General features: G+C 50.2%; 17 protein-coding genes. 13 read left to right on the top strand and 4 right to left on the bottom strand.

What is annotated here, in order from left to right:
- Positions 1–20: 20 nt before the first annotated feature.
- Positions 21–1,766: an alpha-glycosidase gene (locus ACFVRY_RS14970; protein ID WP_387501392.1), complete on the bottom strand. Its 1,746-nt coding sequence runs from the start codon at positions 1,764–1,766 to the stop codon at positions 21–23.
- A gap of 824 nt (positions 1,767–2,590) precedes the next feature.
- Between ACFVRY_RS14970 and ACFVRY_RS14975 the strand changes: the two genes are divergently transcribed.
- From ACFVRY_RS14975 to ACFVRY_RS14990, 4 genes are all read left to right on the top strand, one after another.
- Complete coding sequence (locus tag ACFVRY_RS14975) at positions 2,591–3,916, top strand: sugar ABC transporter substrate-binding protein (protein ID WP_387501006.1); 1,326 nt, start codon at positions 2,591–2,593, stop codon at positions 3,914–3,916.
- A 109-nt stretch (positions 3,917–4,025) separates the two neighbouring features.
- Positions 4,026–5,339: a sugar ABC transporter permease gene (locus ACFVRY_RS14980; RefSeq protein WP_387501007.1), complete on the top strand. Its 1,314-nt coding sequence runs from the start codon at positions 4,026–4,028 to the stop codon at positions 5,337–5,339.
- On the top strand, positions 5,336–6,181 hold the full coding sequence (locus ACFVRY_RS14985) for a sugar ABC transporter permease (RefSeq protein WP_387501008.1): 846 nt from the start codon (positions 5,336–5,338) through the stop codon (positions 6,179–6,181). The genes ACFVRY_RS14980 and ACFVRY_RS14985 overlap by 4 nt, the downstream gene beginning before the upstream one ends.
- A gap of 136 nt (positions 6,182–6,317) precedes the next feature.
- Entirely contained in the window at positions 6,318–8,408 is a 2,091-nt protein-coding gene (locus ACFVRY_RS14990; protein WP_387501009.1) for a methyl-accepting chemotaxis protein, read from the top strand.
- Positions 8,409–9,341: 933 nt separating this feature from the next.
- On the opposite strand, the gene yhbH is transcribed toward ACFVRY_RS14990, so the two are convergent.
- Positions 9,342–10,580, bottom strand: coding sequence for a sporulation protein YhbH (gene yhbH / locus ACFVRY_RS14995; RefSeq protein WP_387501010.1), 1,239 nt, complete (start codon positions 10,578–10,580; stop codon positions 9,342–9,344).
- Positions 10,581–10,648: 68 nt separating this feature from the next.
- Here yhbH and ACFVRY_RS15000 point away from each other — a divergent pair, with 68 nt between their 5' ends.
- Together ACFVRY_RS15000 and ACFVRY_RS15005 are read left to right on the top strand one after the other, a co-directional pair.
- Entirely contained in the window at positions 10,649–12,238 is a 1,590-nt protein-coding gene (locus ACFVRY_RS15000) for an amidohydrolase (RefSeq protein WP_387501011.1), read from the top strand.
- Between the two features lie 130 nt (positions 12,239–12,368).
- Entirely contained in the window at positions 12,369–12,779 is a 411-nt protein-coding gene (locus ACFVRY_RS15005; protein ID WP_387501012.1) for a hypothetical protein, read from the top strand.
- Positions 12,780–12,862: 83 nt separating this feature from the next.
- On the opposite strand, the gene ACFVRY_RS15010 is transcribed toward ACFVRY_RS15005, so the two are convergent.
- Positions 12,863–13,324, bottom strand: a complete 462-nt coding sequence (locus ACFVRY_RS15010; protein ID WP_387501013.1) for a hypothetical protein — start codon at positions 13,322–13,324, stop codon at positions 12,863–12,865.
- Positions 13,325–13,490: 166 nt separating this feature from the next.
- On the opposite strand from ACFVRY_RS15010, the gene ACFVRY_RS15015 reads away from it, so the two are divergent.
- Positions 13,491–13,874, top strand: a complete 384-nt coding sequence (locus tag ACFVRY_RS15015; RefSeq protein WP_387501393.1) for a DUF423 domain-containing protein — start codon at positions 13,491–13,493, stop codon at positions 13,872–13,874.
- A gap of 113 nt (positions 13,875–13,987) precedes the next feature.
- On the opposite strand, the gene ACFVRY_RS15020 is transcribed toward ACFVRY_RS15015, so the two are convergent.
- Positions 13,988–14,503, bottom strand: a complete 516-nt coding sequence (locus ACFVRY_RS15020; RefSeq protein WP_387501014.1) for a hypothetical protein — start codon at positions 14,501–14,503, stop codon at positions 13,988–13,990.
- Positions 14,504–14,724: 221 nt separating this feature from the next.
- Between ACFVRY_RS15020 and ACFVRY_RS15025 the strand changes: the two genes are divergently transcribed.
- The 6 genes from ACFVRY_RS15025 (at position 14,725) to sufU (ending at position 19,827) form a co-directional block, all read left to right on the top strand.
- Positions 14,725–15,027, top strand: coding sequence for a YunC family protein (locus ACFVRY_RS15025; protein WP_066374063.1), 303 nt, complete (start codon positions 14,725–14,727; stop codon positions 15,025–15,027).
- 192 nt (positions 15,028–15,219) lie between these two features.
- Positions 15,220–15,681 (top strand): Dps family protein, encoded by a 462-nt coding sequence (locus ACFVRY_RS15030; RefSeq protein ID WP_066374064.1) that lies wholly within the window; start codon positions 15,220–15,222, stop codon positions 15,679–15,681.
- A gap of 399 nt (positions 15,682–16,080) precedes the next feature.
- Positions 16,081–16,863 carry a Fe-S cluster assembly ATPase SufC gene (sufC, locus tag ACFVRY_RS15035; RefSeq protein ID WP_066374065.1) on the top strand — a complete coding sequence of 261 codons (783 nt, stop codon included), beginning with the start codon at positions 16,081–16,083 and terminating at the stop codon, positions 16,861–16,863.
- 27 nt (positions 16,864–16,890) lie between these two features.
- Positions 16,891–18,192, top strand: coding sequence for a Fe-S cluster assembly protein SufD (gene sufD / locus ACFVRY_RS15040; protein ID WP_387501015.1), 1,302 nt, complete (start codon positions 16,891–16,893; stop codon positions 18,190–18,192).
- Positions 18,189–19,412, top strand: coding sequence for a cysteine desulfurase (locus ACFVRY_RS15045; RefSeq protein ID WP_387501016.1), 1,224 nt, complete (start codon positions 18,189–18,191; stop codon positions 19,410–19,412). Before sufD ends, ACFVRY_RS15045 begins: the two co-directional genes overlap by 4 nt.
- Complete coding sequence (gene sufU / locus ACFVRY_RS15050) at positions 19,399–19,827, top strand: Fe-S cluster assembly sulfur transfer protein SufU (RefSeq protein WP_066374069.1); 429 nt, start codon at positions 19,399–19,401, stop codon at positions 19,825–19,827. Before ACFVRY_RS15045 ends, sufU begins: the two co-directional genes overlap by 14 nt.
- The last annotated feature ends 12 nt before the right edge of the window (positions 19,828–19,839 follow it).

Consider the following 19,839-nt stretch of genomic DNA (forward strand, 5'->3'; position numbering starts at 1 on the left):
GGCTTGAATTAGCAAGCTGTCTAAATAACAGCCTTAATGATCGTGTATCCGTAAGCCGGGAGCTTGACAGTGAGCTTGCCGCGGTCAGCACGGAGCGGATCGCCGGTGAGCACATTCTCCCAGCGGGACTCACTGGCGTCAATGCGTAAGGTCTGAGCCGTCTCATCGGTGTTCACCATGACAATGACGATGTCGTCCCCCAGGCGGCGTTCGTACGCCAGCTTCGTCCCATGACTTGCTGCTTCCAGGAAAGTGATTGTACCGGTACGCAGCGCTGGATGGCTGGCCCGGATGTCGATCAGTCTGCGGTAGAAGTCGAACAAGGCACGGTCCTGCTTCTCCGGGTTCCATTCCATGCATTTGCGGCAATCGGGGTCGCCGCCCCCATCCATACCGATCTCATCGCCATAGTAGATGCAAGGCGTGCCCATGTAGGTGAACTGGAATAATGCGGCCAGTTTCATTTTCTTCTTGTCGCCGCCGGCCAGCGTCAGGAGGCGTGGTGTATCATGGCTGTCCAGCAGGTTGAAGGCCACTTCGCTGGCTTGTAGCGGGTAACGTGACAGCTGTCTGCCAATGGAGTTGGCGAAGCCTTCGGCATCGAGGGAGTCGTGCACGAAGAAGTCCAGCACAGCATCTGTGAACGGGTAGTTCATGACGGCGTCGAACTTGTCGCCCTCCAGCCAAGGAGCGGATTCATGCCAGATTTCGCCGAGAATGTAGGCGTCGGGATTGGCTTTTTTTACAACTTTACGGAAATCACGCCAGAACTCATGATCCACCTCGTTGGCCACATCCAGGCGCCAGCCGTCAATTCCGATTTCCTTGATCCAGTATTCGGCGACCTTCAACAGGTATTCCTTGACCTCCGGATTCTCCGTGTTGAGCTTCGGCATCATCGGCTCGAATGCAAAGGCGTCATAAGGCGGGATTCCATCAATCACCTCCAGCGGGAATCTGTGAATATGGAACCAGTCCTTATAACGGGAGGCTTCGCCTTTCTCCAGCACATTCACAAACGGCGCGAAGGTTCGCCCGGAGTGGTTGAAGACGGCGTCTAGCAGTACGCGGATTCCGCGTTCATGACAGGCATCGACGAGCTTTTTCAGCGTTTGCGTGTCGCCAAAGTGTGGATCGATGCTCATATAATCTTCGGTGTCGTACTTATGATTCGTGGTCGCCGAGAAAACTGGTGTGAAATAGATGCCGGTGATGCCAAGCTCGCTGAGATGGTCGAGGTGGTCAATCACGCCTTGCAGGTCGCCGCCGAAGAAGTTGTCCGGTGCCGGGGTTCCACCCCAAGGCTGCACGTTCTCAGGGTCCAGACTTGGATCACCGTTCGCAAATCGCTCAGGGAAAATTTGATAGAAAACAGTGTCCTTTACCCAAGCCGGAGGAGTGAAGACATCAACCCGGTTAATGAAGGGGAACTCAAAAAGCTTGTTAGGGTTCTCGGGGCGATTTGTCTGAAATTCACTTTCAGTCATCCAGATGCGTTCGTTGTCCTTTTGCAGCAGAAAACCGTATTTCAAGCGGCGGTGCAGAGGCACCGACTCGCACTCCCAGTAATCGAACATAGAATCAGAGGTGAAAAGCGTCATCGGGATCAGCTCTTTGGTGGCATCCCAGGCATACTTGTCTCCCGCCCAGGCGAATACTTCGGTGAGATCCCCTTTTTTGGCCCGCAGGCGGAGGTGAATGGTAGTTTCATCATAGGCATAGGACCAGTTCAACCGCGGACGATGGTATACAGCTTCCAGTAACATGAATGAATTCCTCCTAAAATATGGTTGTCGTATGCCGGAAGGGAACTTATGAATCCAGTGTACCCTTTTATGCATACAGATAATGGATTTGCACGGACGTTGTGCAAAAATAGCATGATTCCTGCCGAGAAAACGGTTACTAAAACTTTGGTATTATCCAGGATGCACGATGCAGATGAGGCAGACAGCTTAGACAGTACGGGTGGGGAGATTGTAAGGAGTTCCCGCATGGTACTTGCCCGGGTCACGGCAAAAAAGGTACAACCTAGCGTAATAGCCTGCCGAGGTTGTACCTGAAAGTAACATTGCCTTTATAATATATAGAGCGCCCTGTATAGATTTGGATTATAGCATGGAAGGAGAAGCGGTTCAATAACTTTGTTCAAACCATTGCACTATTTTTCACTTTATAATTCTTCTGCTCTTGGGGCTAAAGAGGTCTGAAATCTCTACTTAAAGCGTTTGCTAAGCTAAAAAGAGTTCTATTAAAGAAAAACTACATAACGAAATCTTAATAATTCGGAATAAATAGAAGATATCGTGTGAAAGAACGAGATATTAGTCTGTTTTATGATATAAATAAGGAAAAATACCTAAATACACTATGTGCAAACGTTTTTACAATCATTCATTCCTGTTGTATGATTAATGCAGCGATGAAGCGCTTTCTAAAACTTGTTTAAGCGAATACATACCGGACGAACAGAAAAACGAATATTTTTTTTGTATCTTCTGAAATCGTTTGCGCAAGTTCTTGCACAACATTTTGTCATCATCATAATGCTTCATCAAAAGTGGTATTCAAATTGGGAGGGGTTATTGCAATGAAATTGAAAAAGCTCATGGTTCTCACCGCAGCATGTTCTATGGTCCTGTCCATTACAGCGTGCGGCAGCAATACAGCCAATAACGGAGGAAATGCAGCCGCGACGAACGCACCTGCTGACAATGGAGGAACAAATAATGCGGGTACAGACAGCGCTGCTACCGGTGACATCGTACCTGAAGACGGCGCATCCCTAATCGTCTGGGAGAGTAAAGAGGAAAGACCATTCACGGAAGAAATCGCGAAGCAATTCACGGCCAAATATAATGTTCCTGTCAAAATCGAAGAAGTAGCAGGTCCGGATCAAGTGACCAAGCTGACTCAGGACGGACCGTCCGGGCTTGCAGCCGATGTCATCAACATTCCGCATGACAACCTGGGTAAAGCTGCGAGTGCGAGCCTAGTGCTTCCAAACGATATTTTTGCCGAGCAGACTAAGGCTGATAACACAGAAGCTTCGATCGTAGGTTCGACGTTTGAGGGAGAATTGTACGGCTATCCAAGAGCGGCTGAAACCTATGCCCTCTACTACAATAAATCTCTGGTAAAAGAAGCGCCGAAGTCTTTCGATGACGTTCTTGCTTTCAGCAAAACGTTCACGGATAAATCAAAGAACAAATACGGCATTATGTGGGAAGTTGGCAACCTGTATTACAACTACCTGTTCATCGCTTCAACTGGTGGTTACCTCTTTGGTGACAACGGTACGAACAAGGATGACATTGGCCTGAACAATGAAGGTGCGGTCGAAGGCCTGAATACTTTTGCCAAGCTGAAAGAAGCTCTGCCAATCAAGAGCGGCGATATCAATGCTGATATCAAGCGCAGTCTGTTCAACTCCGGGGACGTAGCTATGGATATTACAGGTCCGTGGGAACTGGCTGGTTACAAAGAAGCTTTGGGCGACAACCTGGGAATTGCCCCAGTGCCTACCGTTGCTGGTAAAACAGCAATCACGTTCTCCGGTATCAAAATTTATGCCGTCAACTCGTTCTCACAGTATCCGAATGCGGCTAAGTTGTATGCACATTTTGCAACCTCCAAGGAATCCCAGCTTGAGCTGAACAAGATTATTGGTTCGGTGCCAACCAACAAAGAAGCGCTGGAAGATCCACAAATCAAGAACGATCCGTACGTGTCTGCTTTTGCAGAACAAGCCAAGAACTCGCAACCGATGCCTTCCATCCCTGAAATGGGCAATGTATGGAGTCCTGTGAACGCCGCTCTTCCTGAAATTTGGGATAAGGATGTTGATCCTAAGGTAGCTATGGACAAAGCAGTTCAACAGATCAAAGACTTGAATAATGGTACATCGGCTCAATAATAGCAAGTGCGCTTAGCAATAGCTTGAACAGCACACAGTGGAATTCACTTGCCCGCCGCACGGCGGGCAGTTTCCTTGAATTCCACGCGGAGAGGAGAACGGAAGAGAAATGCAGCGACACCGAACGAGAGCCGCAATACTGTCGACGATATTCATGGGATTGGGACAAATATATAATCGCCAATTCATCAAGGGACTTATTTTCATAGCTGCCGAAGCTTTAGCCGTCTATTATTTTATTCAAAATCTCGGAAGAGCTTTATGGGGAATCGTTACGCTCGGGGAAACCCCCAGCCACCTGGAGAAGGTTAAAGGCGTCAGCAAGATGGTTCAGGGAGACCATTCCATCTTCATCTTGATTCAAAGTCTGATCACGATTCTTGTACTTATTATCTTTCTTGCCGCTTGGTATGTGAATATTAGAGATGCCTATAAGATCGGCGCCGAACGCGAGGCCGGTCATCAAGCGAACTCCTTTAAGCAAACGGTTCGCTATATTATGGATTACAAGTTTGCGCAGACGTTTCTGATTCTACCAACTGTGGGTATTCTGTTCTTCACCATCATGCCGATCATCTTCATGATCATGCTGGCATTCACGAACTATTCTGCACCCGGACATATGCCGCCAGCCAAGTTGGTGGATTGGGTCGGATTCGAGACCTTCCGCAGCCTTCTAGTGCTGAAATCCTGGAGCCATACCTTCTATGGCGTCTTGACCTGGACGATTATCTGGGCGGTTTTGTCTACAGTGACTACCTATTTCGGCGGTTTGCTTGTGGCTTTACTAGTCAGCCAACAGGGCATCCGTTTCAAAGGAATTTGGAGAGCGATCCTGATCGTGCCTTACGCGGTGCCACAGCTGATCTCACTCCTCCTGATGCGCAACCTGTTCAACGGCCAATTCGGGCCGATCAACCAGTACCTAGGTTATTTCGGGATGGGCGGCCTGCCATGGCTGACCGATCCGTTCTGGGCGAAGGTAACAGTTATTGTCGTCAACATGTGGGTCGGAATTCCGGTATCCATGCTGCTGATTATGGGCGTTCTGACTACTATTCCGCGTGATATGTACGAAGCAGCTGAGGTTGACGGGGCATCTGCTTATCAGAAATTCCGTATTGTAACGCTGCCGATGATACTATTCTCCACAGCACCTACACTGATCACTCAGTTTGCGGGCAATATCAATAACTTTAACGCTATCTTCCTGCTAACAGGCGGCAGTCCGGTGAACGGCGACTATCAATATGCAGGGTCAACGGACTTGCTGGTAACCTGGCTGTACAAATTGACGCTTGACCAGAACAAATACAACATGGCTTCGGCAATAGGGATTATCATCTTTATCATTGTTGCTTCATTCTCCCTGTATAATTACCGCCGGACGAAGTCGTTCAAAGAGGAGGATATGATCCAATGATCGGACGCAAATTTGGTAAAACCGTTCGCCTGACCGCGAGCTATATCGTCCTTGTCATTCTGTCGATAGCCGCGCTGTACCCGGCGCTTTGGATTCTCTTGGCGTCCTTCCGTCCCGGTAAATCGCTGTATAGCAAAACGTTCATTCCTGAGCAATTTACACTGTCCCATTACACCGAGCTATTCACTTCGCCGGTTTATATGTTCGGCCAGTGGTATGCCAATACGCTGAAGATCTCGATTATGTCCATGCTGATTGGGGTTGTGCTTACCCTGCTTACGAGCTACGCGGTATCCAGATTCCGGTTTAAGGCCCGTAAGACAGCCCTGTCCACGATTCTGATTCTCGGCATGTTCCCTGGGTTCATGAGTATGATTGCGATCTATCTGTTGTTAAAAGAGTTCCATTTGCTCGATACGCATCTGGCCCTGATCATCGTCTATGCCGCTGGCGCACCACTCGGTGGTACCTTTATCGCCAAGGGTTTCCTGGACACCATTCCGCGTTCGCTGGATGAAGCGGCCCGGATCGATGGTGCGAGCAATTTCGGGATTTTCGCACGAATCATTCTGCCGTTGTCCCGTCCGATGATTACTTATATGGCGTTGACCCAGTTCGTCGGCCCATGGGTAGACTTTATCTTCGCCCGCCTGATTCTGCGCTCCAAGGAGAATTGGACCGTGGCTGTCGGGATGTGGGATATGGTCAACAGTCAGCAGAACACTAACTTCACCTTATTCTCTGCCGGTGCGGTACTGATTGCGGTGCCGATCATGATTCTGTTCGGCTTCCTGCAACGTCTGCTTGTAGACGGTCTTACGGCAGGGGCCAGCAAAGGTTGATTTCGGTGCAGGGATCATAAGATTCAACTGGCAAGTCAACACATAAGCTTCAAGGGAAAGGGGTACAGCCTGTACGCAAGATGTGAGGGCTGTACCTCTTTTTGATATCTAAAGAATCTTAGGGAGAGAAAGAATTATGAGACGGTCCTGGATTATACGGTTCAAGTCAGTTGGCATGAAGCTATTTCTCATTGTGTTCTGTTCCATAGTCCTGCTGTCTACTGTGCTTGGTTTGACGTCCTATTATACGGCTAAGGGGATCATCATGGATGAGGTGGCGGCGGCTTCGGGTCAGTCTATTGTACAGGCTGCGGACAAACTGGATTTTCTGCTGGCTGAATATGAGGCGCTCTCCCGGCAGTTCGCTGTAGACCCGGTATTAAAGGCCGATTTGGAGACTGCTAACAATAAACAGGTGGGAACAGTGTCCAAAGCTGCTGCGGAGGACCGCATCCGCCGCAAGTTAGATTCCGTTCGGGATTCGGACAAAAGGATGGCCGGGATCCGGTTGCTCTCGAAGAGTCTGGTCGATGTCGATTCTTACAAGTCTACGGGGACAGGTGCTGTTCGAAGCGATGAGGGTGTAGTTGCCCGGGTGAAGCAGATTGAAGATGCCAAGGGCAATTCGGTTTGGTTCCCTGTGCGGGAGAAAGGATTCTTCGATGTGTACAGCGAGCCTTCCCTGACGATGGGCCGATTGCTGAGAAATATGCAGCATCCCGAGGCTGAATATTACATGCTGATTGAGATAAAAGGAAGCGCCATTACCAGTCTGCTGGGCAATCTTCAGATCGGGGCAGGTGGTGAGATCCGCATTGTCACACCTGAAGGCGGGATTGTGTATGCGGCTGACTCCAAGCTGCTGGGCCAGGAAGCCTTCATTAAGGTTCCGGACATGTCAAAAGGCCGGGACAAGCCGGATGCTGCAGGAGGGCCGCAGCTCAATCATTCTTTCACGGCAGCTGATGAGCAGGGGCAGTCCCAATTAGTAGTCTATCAGCCACTGGGCATCGGTGGCTGGACGATGATCGGCTATGCGCCGGTCAGTGATTTTACAAGCTCAGCCAACAAGCTGTTATACATAACGTTATCTGTTGTGCTGGCAGCAGCTGTTGTTGCCTTGCTAATCGGCTATCTGCTGTTGCGCCTAGTTGGCAAGCCGCTTGGGAAGCTGGCCGGTTTGATGGAGGACGGGGAGAAGGGTAACCTCCAGGTTCGTACGAACTTCAAGAGCCGAGATGAGATCGGCCGGCTTGGTCACAGCTTCAACCGGATGATGGAACAGATCTCAGGGTTGGCTGACCAGAGTCGTCTGTCGGCAGACAGGGTGCTGTCGACCTCTGCTCAGCTAGTAAAGGTGTCGGGTACTATCTCACTGCATGCGAGAGAGGTGGCTGCTGCGACCAGTGAAATTGCCGGTGGTGCGGTAAGTCTAGCCTCAGAGGCTAAAGGTGGACACCGCAATGTGGAGATCATGGGTGAGAAAATGCAGGAAGTCACGGAACTGAACGCTACTATGGATAGCTCGACCGGCAAAATCGTTGCCATCAGCGACCAAGGTTCGGAAATGATGAGGCTGTTGGTGGAGCAGAGTGAGTCGGTATTGAACCTCATGAATCTCATTCAGGAGAATTCGGCTAAGCTGCGGGAAAGCACACATCTGATCCGTAGCATCCTCAGCCCAATGATTGCTGTCAACAAGCAGACGAATATTCTGGCTCTCAATGCTTCTATAGAAGCGGTAAGAGCAGGAGAGGCGGGAAGAGGTTTTCTGGTGATCGCTGATGAGATCCGGCAGTTGGCTAACCAGTCGAATCAGTCCATCCAGTCCGTATCTCAGATTACGGAGGAAATCGGGCTGAATATCGAAACTACGGTTAGTGTGGTCAATGAAGCCGCGCCGCTATTTGGGAAGCAGATTGCCTCGGTACGGGAATCCTCTAAGATCTTCGGCCAGGTCCGTGCAGAGATGGAGCAGTTTCTCGGGCATATTACGAATTCTACGGCTGCGGTCCAAGAACTGATTGCCTTTCAGCAGCAGCTTGGCGACGCTATGGGTAATGTTAGCGCCGTGGTGCAGCAGAGTCATGCTTCCACACAAGAGGTTGCGTTCATGTCTAGCGAGCAGTCCGTGGTAAGCGAAGAGCTTGTGGCGCTGTCCGGCAAGCTGGAGGGGGTAGCTGAGGAGTTGAAGAAGTCGCTGGTTTCTTTTCAGGGAACCTCTTGAGTGTAGGAAGATCAGGAACTGGAAAAATGGGAATGTCCCAAAAGTGAACGCTCCCCTTCAAGTAGACAGCACAAAGAAGTAAACGCCCATTAACCTTAAGCAGGGTTGATCCTTAATGGAGACGCTCCCCTTTCCGTAGACGGAGATAATCAAAAACCTGCTACGCCAAGGGGACCTTATTCTCCTAATTTAAAAAGCGGATGCGTTGAGTCGGCTCTGATGTAACAGGAAAATGTACCGCTAATTCTCCCCGTTCAAGGGTTTTGCTCGAATTAACAGGAAATTCTCCAGTTAAATTTCCTTTTTATTAGAAAATCGCGGGGGATCCTAGAGAGTAACAGGAGTTTTTCCAGTTATTTTTTGGGGAATACGTCGTTTTGAATAAATAACGGGAGAATTTCCAGTTATTTATTCGCTGCATGACATACTCTTTTACTCTAAGGGATCTGCACGCCCGAAGGCTGGATAGCTTTGTTTACCTATTCGAGAGCCATCTGCACAGCGAAGGCTGAGTGGCTTTGTTTACCTATCCGAATGCTATCTGCACGCCCGAAGGCTGAGAGGCTTGGTTTACCTATTCAAATGCCATCTGCATGCCCGAAGGCTGGATAGCTTTGTTTACCTATTCGAGAGCCATTTGCACGCCCGAAGGTTGGTTGGCTTTGTTTACTTATTCGAATCTCCATCTGCACGCCGTAGACTGAGTGGCTTACATTTGCCTATCGACTTGCTTATCAGCTTGTTTATTCGCTTGCCTATCCCTTCCACAATAAAGCGGTCGTCGACCAAAAAAAGAACATAGCGTGTTCAGGACTTCTCCTGATCACTTCCATGTTCTTTTTGTGCATTTTTTTCAGCAGTTGGGCTTCTCATCAAGGAATATACCTGTTTTGGGAGAGCCCCTTTTCAATATGGATGGCAATCGGAGCTTTATTAGCTGTTCACGGATTCTCTTTTGCCAAAAAAAGTTTTCAGCGCCTGATAGACTTCCTTCTTATCCTTGATCACATAATGCATGAACTGCTCATGCTTCAGGTGGCGATAGGCTGACATCAGCGTACTGCTGCGGTTATACTGGTTCACTTCGCCGTAGCCGAAGAGGTTGCTGCGCTTTAGTAGCTCGCCGATCAGCTTGACGCAGCGCTCGTTGTCTGAAGTAAGATTGTCGCCGTCCGAGAAGTGGAACGGATAGATGTTGTATTTGGACGGTGGGTACCTTTGATCAATAATCTCCAGTGCCTTCTGGTAGGCAGAGGAGCAGATGGTTCCACCGCTCTCGCCTCTGGTGAAGAAATCATGCTCGCTGACTTCTTTGGCTTCTGTATGATGGGCCAGAAAAACAATCTCGACCTTCTCATACTGGCGGCGCAGGAAGCGGGTCATCCAGAAGAAGAAGCTACGGGCGCAGTATTTTTCGAAGGAGCCCATGGAGCCTGATGTGTCCATCATCGCAATAATGACGGCATTGGAATGGGGGATTGTGATATCATCCCATGTCTTGTAGCGCAGATCATCGGGACTGATGCCGTGGATGCCGGGTGTTCCTCTGCTTGCATTGCGGCGCAGGTTCTCTAGCAGAGTGCGCTTTTTATCAATATTGGACATCATACCCTTTTTGCGGATATCGTTGAAGACGATGGACTTCACTTCAATCTCTTCCTTGTCCTTCGGCTTCAGATGCGGTAGCTCCATGTCCTGGAACAGAATGTCCTCCAGATCCTCCAGATCGACCTCAGCCTCGATGGTATCCTGACCTGGCTGATCGCCTGCCCGTTCGCCTTTGCCCTGCTGGGTAGAGGAAGAATCGCGCCCGAGCACATCGCCGACCTGACTTTCGCCGTCCCCCTGCCCGACATGCTTTTGCTTGCGGAAGTTATAGATAATGCGATACTCATCCAGACTGCGGATTGGGACTTTGACGATTTGCTTGCCGTCCGACAATATAATATTCTCTTCGGTAACAAGGTCGGGCAGATTATCCTTGATGGCTTCCCTGACCTTCTGCTGATGGCGTTCCTGATCCTGATGGCCTTTGCGGTGCAGGGACCAGTCTTCTTTGGATACGACAAAGGTAAAGGGACCGGATGATTGCGACAGGATGACCACCTCCCCATAGGTATAAGTTGCGCTGTGAAGCCGGACCTTGCCGGCTTGTAAATAAAGTATATTCATGGCGACGAGGGATATGTGATAATCTCAGAAAGTAAAAGGTGAAGTGACCCGTAAAGGAGCAGAGTATAATGACAACGGTTCTATATAAAAATGGAAAGCTGCCGTCCCGCCACGGAGCGGCAGATGCAATTGTAGCTGAGAACGGCATAATTACCGCCGTAGGGGACGGCAAGGAGCTGGCCCTGCAGCTTGCAGGCCGGTCTTACTCTACTGTGGACTGGAAGGGCGCTCATGTGCTGCCCGGTCTGGTTGATTCCCATTTGCATCTGGGGATGCATGGAATGAAGCTGGACATGCTTGATTTTACCGGAGTGTCCTCCAAGGAAGAGATGCTGCGCATGATCAGGGAACGGGCAGAAGTAACGCCCGCCGGACAGTGGATTCTCGGCTTGGGCTGGAATGAGAATGAGTTCAGTCCGGCGGTTGCTCCTCATATCGGAGAACTGGACGAGATCACGGACCGTCACCCGGTGTTCCTGACCCGGACCTGCTTCCACGCTTATCTGGGGAATAGCGAGGCTTTTCGCAGGGCCGGGATCACAGAAGGGACACCTGACTTCGCCTCAGGTGCGTACGGGCGTGGTGAGGACGGTCGTCTGAACGGCTGGGTGTACGAGGATGCTTCTGCGCCGTTCATGGCCGTACAGCCCGCGCCAGACTATGCGGCTAAGAAAGAGGCTATGCGCCGCGGGTATCTGGACGCCTTGGCGCATGGGATAACCGCAGTCCACACTGAGGATCTGCGGCTATTGGACAGCGTGGAGACGATGCTGCGGATTCACCGGGAGCTGAAGGAGGAAGGATTGCTCTTCCGCACTCATCAGTTGCTGTACAACACCTATCTGCCGGAGGTGGAGGCGCTAGGTCTGCACGCTGGTCAAGGTGATGAGTGGCTTCGGCTTGGCGCGGTCAAGCTGTTTACCGATGGAGCCATCGGCGGCCGGACGGCGCTGCTGGAGCAACCATATAGCGATGCGCCGCATACGTCAGGCATCGCCATCTACACGCAGGAGCAGATTCATGAGATCACCGCTGCTGCCCGCAGGCTTGGTTTTCCGATTGCGGTTCATGCCATCGGGGATGCGGCAGCACACATGACGCTTACTGCTATGGAGCATGCGCCGCTCCCTATGTCCGCGGCGCTGCCGGACCGTTTCATTCATGCCCAGGTGCTGAATGCTGAACTGGTCCAGCGCATGAAGCAGCTGCGGCTGATCGCAGATATCCAGCCTCGCTTCGTAGCCAGCGACTTTCCATGGGTACTGGATCGGGTGGGGACAGCGCGAAGAGATTATCTGTATGCCTGGAGCAAGCTCCTGTCCGCAGGCATCCCATGTGCCGGTGGCAGCGACGCACCGATTGAGCCGATCAATCCATTCCTTGGCCTGCATGCAGCCGTTACCCGCCGCAAACCGGAGGAGACCCATGATGGCTATTTGCCTGGGGAGAAGCTCAGCGTAGAAGAAGCTGTGGAACTGTTCACGTCCGGCAGTGCTGTGGCAGCCGGGGAAGAGCATGAGCGTGGCGGTATCGCTGCCGGGCGCTGGGCTGATTTCACGGTTGTTGACCGAGATATTCATGCCGATCCGCAGGAGCTGCTGCAGGTGAAGGTCCAAATGACTGTTGTGAACGGTCAGGTGGCGTATAGCGCGATTTGAGCTATGGTTAGGCTGCAGAGGTGCCTGCGGGATATTTTTGCAACCAAGACTCCTAGGTTTACGTTAATAATGGGGTAGGTTAAATAGTTTGATAGAGAATATGATCTAAAACCCCAAGGAGGCAGCCAAGATGAGACAGAAACGTTTATTCCCTGCCACAGCAGCTGCTGCTGTATTGCTGATGGCTTTGACCGCTTGTAGCGGAAATAACTCGGCTCAGTCCGCCGACAATAGTGCAACACCGGTGCCAACAGTGACCCCGGTTGAAAGCACTGAGCCCACATCTTCCCCTAGTTCTGAAGCTGATGCAATCATGGGAACTGGCATTTATAATGGTCAAATTGACAACCATTCTGTGGAGATTGAGACGAAGGATGGAGCTACCTCATTCGAATTAGGACTCGGCACGGAGAATGTACCGGAGACCCTGAATGAAGGCGACTCTGTTATCTTTGAATATGTGGAGAGAACCGTAGGAGGCGATGAGAGCGTGAAGCAGCATATCTTGTTGAACCTTTCTTTGGCCGATACGGGAGGCTGACGCTAGCGCATTATGAAGAAAAACGGGTGTGCATTCCTGAAAAGGAGTGCACACCCGTTTGTGTCTACAGTGAATCACCTGGATTACAGTCCGCCGGCGTTGACGAAGACAGTAGAGATCAGCATCATGAAAAGAAGTACGATGACCCCATTGATAATGGTACCAATGATACCAAGCACCTTGCGGCGGTTGCGAAGGGCGAGGCCGACGATGCCGACAACTACGCCGATCACGTTCAGGGCGGATAGGATCAGTACGGAGATACCAATAATGATAATGATTTCAGATGCACTGGCCAATAGATTTCCTGATTGATCGAATACGGAGGATGCCATCGCGCCAACGATCACAAAGGCAATGACGTAGCCGAGCACGGTGACCATACTGATGACGAATGAAGCGATGCCGGGCCCGGAATGCTTGAAATTCTGCTTCATCTCTTGGTAGTGATAGGGTTGCTGGAATTCGGATGGTTGCTCGCTAGCGAACATGTCTTCTGATTCTCTGTCCAGCGGCTCTGGCTTCGATTGAGGATTATACTCCACAGGCTACACTCCTTTAGTAGCAAAGAATAAATGTGTACTCCTAACTTTTTCATAAGGTGGGGCTAAAAGCAAGTCCCCGGACGCAAAAAGTTCATGGATTCCGGCTGGAAATGATCTGTGGTGATACGTTAAGATAGGGGGAGCTTATTCTAAGGAGTTGTCTATGATGCAACGCACATTTATGGCTTGGGGCGCCCTGCTGGCTATGCTAGCGGTAGCCATTGGCGCTTTTGGTGCCCATATGCTGAAGCCGGTCATCAGCGAGCATTACATGACAGTCTATGAGACTGGCGTGCAGTACCATATGTTCCATGCGCTAGGCTTAGTGCTGATTGCTCTGGTTGCGGGACAATGGGGAGAGAGTGCTAGGCTCCGCTGGGCGGGCGGGCTGTTGGTGATTGGCATCGTATTGTTCTCCGGAAGCCTATACGTCCTAAGCATCACCGGAATCAAGGTGCTTGGCGCCATCACCCCGCTTGGTGGTGTGAGTTTCATTGCGGGCTGGCTATGTCTGGCACTGGAAGCTTTCGCACGTAAACCACAACGCTAGTCGCAAACTCTATGATCTTTTTTATAAGAATGTCTTGGATCTAACAACAAACAAGCACCCGACCTTGATGATAAGGCGGGTGCTTGTTTGTTGTTGGCCTGTTATGCCGTTCATTACGAAAACTCGTCGATCTCGTACAGACTGAATGTGTACACTTGCTTCTCATCGACATGATAAACGCTGATCGAGTTGTCTGTCTCATCAAAATTCAAAATGCGGCAGGGGATGGATAGCTGCTGTCCGCGGCGATTCGCTCTCAGGCGAACCAACTGATTATTCTGAATATACTGACGGATTTTTCCATGAACATCAGAAGGCTCATTGACAGGAGCTTTCTCTGCTCTTGGCTCCGCTTGTTGCGGTGTTTGCTTCTTCGTCTGCTTCGCTGGCAATTTTATGGGTGCAGGAGGGGGAGTCTCCTGATGCAGAGCCATTTTAGCCGAACGGAGAAGACTGTCTATTGTTCGCCCCAATTCAAGGCCCGAATTAATGTTAAAATCGGTAATCTTGTCATTGTTGTTCAACATCTCAAGCAAATATTGCAAGGCAAGCGGGTTAGTACGGGCACTGATCAGGATGTCGACGTTGAAAAGATAATTACCGTCCGTGTTTTGCAGTTTCTTGTCCATATTTCCCCCAGCTCAATCGTTTGAAAACGATCCTTCAAATAATAATAAAGCATAATAAACTATACCACTAAACAGGACGAAAGCATATACCTCACAATGGGGGAACGTGGACTTCATTTCTCTTTTGCCCATATGGAAATTATAGGTCTATCGTCCACACATGGAGAGCTGGGTATGAATACAAATACATCGTGTATCGTCAAAACAAGGAGGTGTTGTCTGTGGTTACTTTGGAACCAATTACGGTAGGGGGCCATGTCCTGGTCGGAGTGGAGGTTAAACTCCCCAAAACAACATTGCTTACCATCAGCACAAGCCGGGGTTACATCATGTGCGGTGCCCTGGACGTCGGCCTGCTGAATGAAAAGCTGAGCGACCGGGGGATCATCGCTGCGCGTGCAGTAGGCGTGCGGACGCTGTCGCAACTACTCGAAGCTCCACTGGAGTCAGTAACTATAGAAGCAGAGAATCTGGGGATTCTTCCGGGCATGCCCGGATCGGAAGCTTTGCTCCGCATGCTTTGAAATGCCAGCTATCTTTTATTAGGGATAAGGAGTCAAGAGGGCCTGCGGGCCCTTTTTTGAATGCGATGAAGGGGGCATAAGGGGCTGCTTCTTGGTTCATCCTACATACGAAAGGGTAAATAGAGAATAGACAACGCTAGGCCGGATAGGAACCTGCAGCCGGTTAATCTACGGATAAGGAAGGGATAGACAATGGCTAAAGCAACGAACAAAGTCGATACTGCCTCACTGGAGCAAATTCTGAACCGTGAGGTAGCCAACCTGAATGTGTTGTACGTAAAAATTCATAACTATCACTGGTATGTCAAAGGAGAACAGTTCTTCTCCCTGCATGTTAAATTTGAAGAGTTATATGACGATATCACGCTTAAAATGGATGAGGTGGCAGAACGCCTGCTGAGCATCAAGGGACGTCCTGCAGCTACATTGAAAGAATATCTCGAACTGGCTTCCATACAGGAAGCGACGGGTAAGGAGGATACACGAGCGATGGTTCAGACCCTGATTGAGGACTTCGCGACTGTATCGGAAGAACTGACAGAAGGCATTGAACTGGCGGAAAAAGGAAACGATCAGCCGACAGCCGACCTGTTCATCAAAATACGTAGCGACCTGGAGAAGCAGCAATGGATGCTTCGCTCTTTTCTGGGATAAACCTGCAGGATGCAGACAAGTCATATTGGGGATAAATGATGATAAATCAGGATTCAAAAGAGCCTCCCGCCGGGAGGCTCTTCTTGTCGATTGAGTCATGCGCTTCATGAAAATTTGTAGACTTCTGTCACAAAAGCTATAATTCATGTATATGAAGATTGAAGGGAGAATGTTCGTGGATGCCAATGCCGGAGGGACCTGAAAATTGTAGATAAGAGTTTGTAAAAGAAACTCTTTTATAATAAAATTAATGAGAATCATTGATAATCAGGGATTTTCAATTTATAATAATTTTAATGTGATATACAATCTAATTGTGCTGGCAATCAGGGAACGCCCTGCTAAATACACATGCAGCTTTCTGATTTCGCAAATCGAATAATGGAGGGAATAACAGTTATGGCAGCAGAATTTGTCATCGAGGGATTGAAAGCGACGATTGAAGGAAAAGAGATTTTGAAAGGAATTAACCTTTCCATGAAGGGTGGAGAAATCCACGCAATCATGGGACCGAACGGTACAGGTAAGAGTACACTGGCTTCCGCTTTGATGGGCCATCCTAAATATGAAGTGACTGAAGGAACAGCAACACTTGAGGGTGAAGACCTTCTGGAGATGGCTGTAGACGAGCGCGCACGCGCCGGTCTGTTCCTGGCAATGCAATATCCGAGCGAAATTTCCGGAGTAACTAACTCCGACTTCCTGCGCAGTGCAATCAACGCACGTCGTGAGGAAGGTAACGAAATTTCACTGATCCGCTTTATCCGTCAAATGGAAGCGAAGATGAAGGAACTCGACATGAACCCTGAATTCCTACACCGTTACCTGAACGAAGGCTTCTCCGGCGGTGAGAAGAAGCGTAACGAAATCCTGCAAATGATGATGCTGGACCCTAAGATCATCGTGCTGGATGAGATTGACTCCGGTCTTGACATCGATGCACTCAAAATCGTAGCAGAAGGCGTTAACTCTATGCGTAGCGAAGAGCGCGGTTTCCTTGTTATTACTCACTATCAACGTTTGCTTAACTACATCAAACCAGATTTCGTACACGTAATGATGCAAGGTCGCATCGTGAAATCCGGCGGTCCTGAGCTGGCACAACGTCTTGAAGCTGAGGGTTATGAATGGATTAAGGAAGAGCTGGGCATTGAAGACGAGACCGTAGGACAAGAAGCTTAAGAGACGCCAGGAAGGAGGAGACCACTTATGACGACGCAAACCATTCTTCCGGTGGACGCCAAAGCCCTGAGCGAGCTATCGCAAAGCAACGGCGAACCAAACTGGCTTCAAGCAAGCCGTTTGAATGCACTGGAACTGGCAGCCGAGCTGGGGCTGCCTAAATTGGAAAAGACCCGGATTGAACGCTGGAACGTGAACAATTACGGAACTTATAAAGCAAGCGAGACATTTACTGATCTGAGCGCAGCCCCTGCATCCATTGCAGAGCTCGTGAAAGACCAGGAGCAAGGCAACCTGATTATTCAGCGCAACTCCGGTGCAGTATATACACATCTGTCTCCTGAGCTCGCAGCACAGGGTGTGATCTTCACTGATTTGCAGACAGCAGCCAAAGAACATGGCGATCTGGTACAGCGTTATTTGCATACAGCGATCAAGCCAGACGAGCATTCCATTGCAGCGCTTCATGCGGCGCTCTGGAGCGGAGGCGTGTTCCTCTATGTGCCGAAAGACGTAGTGGTAACTACACCACTTCAAGCTGTACTGCTGACGGATGATGCGGAAGCTGCGTTTGTTCCACATATTCTGATCGTAGCTGACAGCAACAGCTCGCTGACTTATGTAGACAACTATGTGTCCGATAAAGCGGAAGCGGGCCTGCATAATGGCGCTGTTGAAGTGTTTGTAGGCGCAGGAGCACATGTACGCTATGCTACTGTTCACCAGCTTGGCGGAGACACTACAGATGTTACTTACCGTCGTGCCGTTGTCGAGAATGATGGTACAGTAGAGTGGATCGTAGGCGAAATGAACTATGGCGATACGGCAAGCGACACCAAATCGGTGCTAAAGGGCAATGGCTCAAGCTCCGATGCCAAAGTTATTGCTGTAGGTTCCGGTTCACAGAAGCTGAACTACACTACACAAGCACAGCATTTTGGCAAAAATACACCAAGTGACATGATCACTCGTGCAGTAATGCGTGAGGAAGCTACTTCGATCATTAACGGAATTACCAAAATCGAGAAGGGTGCAACCCGTGCAGACGGCCAGCAGACTGAAAAAGTTCTGATGTTGAGTCCAAAAGCGCGCGGCGACGCCAACCCGATTCTATTGATAGATGAAGATGATGTTACAGCAGGCCATGCCGCTTCCGTAGGACAGGTCAATCCCGAGCAGGTCTACTACCTGATGTCCCGCGGAATCTCTAGACGTGACGCGGAAGCATTGATCATCTACGGCTTCCTGGCACCTGTCGTGTCTCAAATTCCACTGGAGGGACTGCGGACTCAGCTCCAATCCCTAGTGGAAAGGAAGTTAGGACAATGAATAGCTCCATCCGCGAACAGTTCCCTATTCTGAACCAGAATATTAACGGGCATCCGCTCGTGTATCTGGATAGTGCGGCTACTTCGCAGAAGCCGCGCCAGGTGATTGATGCGCTCAAGCATTATTATGAATGGGACAATGCCAATGTGCACCGCGGGGTGCACACTCTGGGCAGCCGGGCGACCGATGCTTATGAGGGGGCGAGAGAGAAGCTCGCCAAGTTCATCAATGCGCGGGGCACAAAGGAAATCATTTTCACTCGTGGTACCACGACGGCTCTGAATCTGGTTGCTTCCTCGTATGGCCCTGCCAATGTTGGCGAAGGTGACGAGATTGTGCTCACCCAAATGGAGCATCACAGCAACCTGATCCCTTGGCAGCAGCTTGCCAAGAAGACAGGAGCAACCCTGAAGTATATCCCGCTGCAACAAGACGGGAACATTACCCTGGAGGATGCGGAGAAGACCATTACAGACCGGACCAAGATCGTGGCAATCGCGTATGTGTCCAATGTTATGGGGGTTACCCATCCAATCAAAGAGCTTGCCGCTATCGCTCACCGTCATGGTGCGGTGATTGTGGTGGATGGTGCACAGAGCACCCCGCATCTTAAGGTTGACGTGCAGGACCTGGATTGTGATTTCTACACACTGTCCGGGCATAAAATGTGCGCACCTACCGGCATTGGTGCCCTCTACGGAAAGAGAGCGCTGCTGGAAGCTATGGAGCCTGTGGAATTCGGCGGTGAAATGATTGATGATGTGGGCCTGTATGAATCCACCTGGAAAGAGCTTCCGTGGAAATTCGAAGGCGGCACACCGATCATCGCTGGGGCTGTCGGACTGGGAGCTGCAATTGATTTCCTACAAGAAATCGGGATGGATGAGATTCACCGTCACGAGATGAAGCTTGCCGCTTATGCCGAGCAGCGGTTGTCCCAAATCGACGATCTGACGATTTATGGACCCCGCAATCGTGAGGTAGGCGTTGTAACCTTCAATCTCGGGGATGTGCATCCCCATGATGTAGCGACTGTTCTGGACGCCGAAGGTGTTGCCGTTCGAGCAGGCCATCACTGCTGTCAGCCGCTGATGCGTTGGCTGCAGGTCAGTTCAACGGCTCGGGCCAGCTTCTATCTCTACAATACCGAAGAGGATGTAGACCGGCTGGTGGATGCGTTAATCAAGGCAAAGGAGTATTTCACCTATGAACTTGGATGATTTGTACAGACGCGTAATTATGGACCACTACAAGAACCCACGGAATCGCGGCTCATTCGAGGACGATGCCTTGAAGATTGAACTGAACAACCCGACTTGCGGCGACCGCATTACGCTTCAGCTCAAGGTAGAGGACGGTGTTGTCAAGGATGCGCGTTATAATGGTGAAGGCTGCTCGATCAGCATGTCATCGGCATCCATGATGACCGAAGCTGTTAAAGGCAAAACCGTAGCGGTGGCGCTGGATATGGCAGACCGTTTCTCCGGCCTCATGAAGGGCGAACCGGTGGAGTTCGAAGGCTATGAAGATATCGAGGCCCTCTCGGGCGTGAATAAATTTCCGGCGCGGATCAAATGTGCCACATTGGCCTGGAACGCGCTTCGCAAAGGCATAGACGAAGAAGAGAAACATTAATAACAGCAAACA

Source organism: Paenibacillus sp. NPDC057934 (assembly GCF_042887565.1).
Classification (GTDB): domain Bacteria; phylum Bacillota; class Bacilli; order Paenibacillales; family Paenibacillaceae; genus Paenibacillus_AQ.

Coding starts and splice junctions, on each gene's coding strand:
- ACFVRY_RS14970 (WP_387501392.1), bottom strand. CDS start 1,766: ATGTTACTGGAAGCTGTATACCATCGTCCGCGGTTGAACTGGTCCTAT.
- ACFVRY_RS14975 (WP_387501006.1), top strand. CDS start 2,591: ATGAAATTGAAAAAGCTCATGGTTCTCACCGCAGCATGTTCTATGGTC.
- ACFVRY_RS14980 (WP_387501007.1), top strand. CDS start 4,026: ATGCAGCGACACCGAACGAGAGCCGCAATACTGTCGACGATATTCATG.
- ACFVRY_RS14985 (WP_387501008.1), top strand. CDS start 5,336: ATGATCGGACGCAAATTTGGTAAAACCGTTCGCCTGACCGCGAGCTAT.
- ACFVRY_RS14990 (WP_387501009.1), top strand. CDS start 6,318: ATGAGACGGTCCTGGATTATACGGTTCAAGTCAGTTGGCATGAAGCTA.
- yhbH (WP_387501010.1), bottom strand. CDS start 10,580: ATGAATATACTTTATTTACAAGCCGGCAAGGTCCGGCTTCACAGCGCA.
- ACFVRY_RS15000 (WP_387501011.1), top strand. CDS start 10,649: ATGACAACGGTTCTATATAAAAATGGAAAGCTGCCGTCCCGCCACGGA.
- ACFVRY_RS15005 (WP_387501012.1), top strand. CDS start 12,369: ATGAGACAGAAACGTTTATTCCCTGCCACAGCAGCTGCTGCTGTATTG.
- ACFVRY_RS15015 (WP_387501393.1), top strand. CDS start 13,491: ATGCAACGCACATTTATGGCTTGGGGCGCCCTGCTGGCTATGCTAGCG.
- ACFVRY_RS15020 (WP_387501014.1), bottom strand. CDS start 14,503: ATGGACAAGAAACTGCAAAACACGGACGGTAATTATCTTTTCAACGTC.
- ACFVRY_RS15030 (WP_066374064.1), top strand. CDS start 15,220: ATGGCTAAAGCAACGAACAAAGTCGATACTGCCTCACTGGAGCAAATT.
- sufC (WP_066374065.1), top strand. CDS start 16,081: ATGGCAGCAGAATTTGTCATCGAGGGATTGAAAGCGACGATTGAAGGA.
- sufD (WP_387501015.1), top strand. CDS start 16,891: ATGACGACGCAAACCATTCTTCCGGTGGACGCCAAAGCCCTGAGCGAG.
- ACFVRY_RS15045 (WP_387501016.1), top strand. CDS start 18,189: ATGAATAGCTCCATCCGCGAACAGTTCCCTATTCTGAACCAGAATATT.
- sufU (WP_066374069.1), top strand. CDS start 19,399: ATGAACTTGGATGATTTGTACAGACGCGTAATTATGGACCACTACAAG.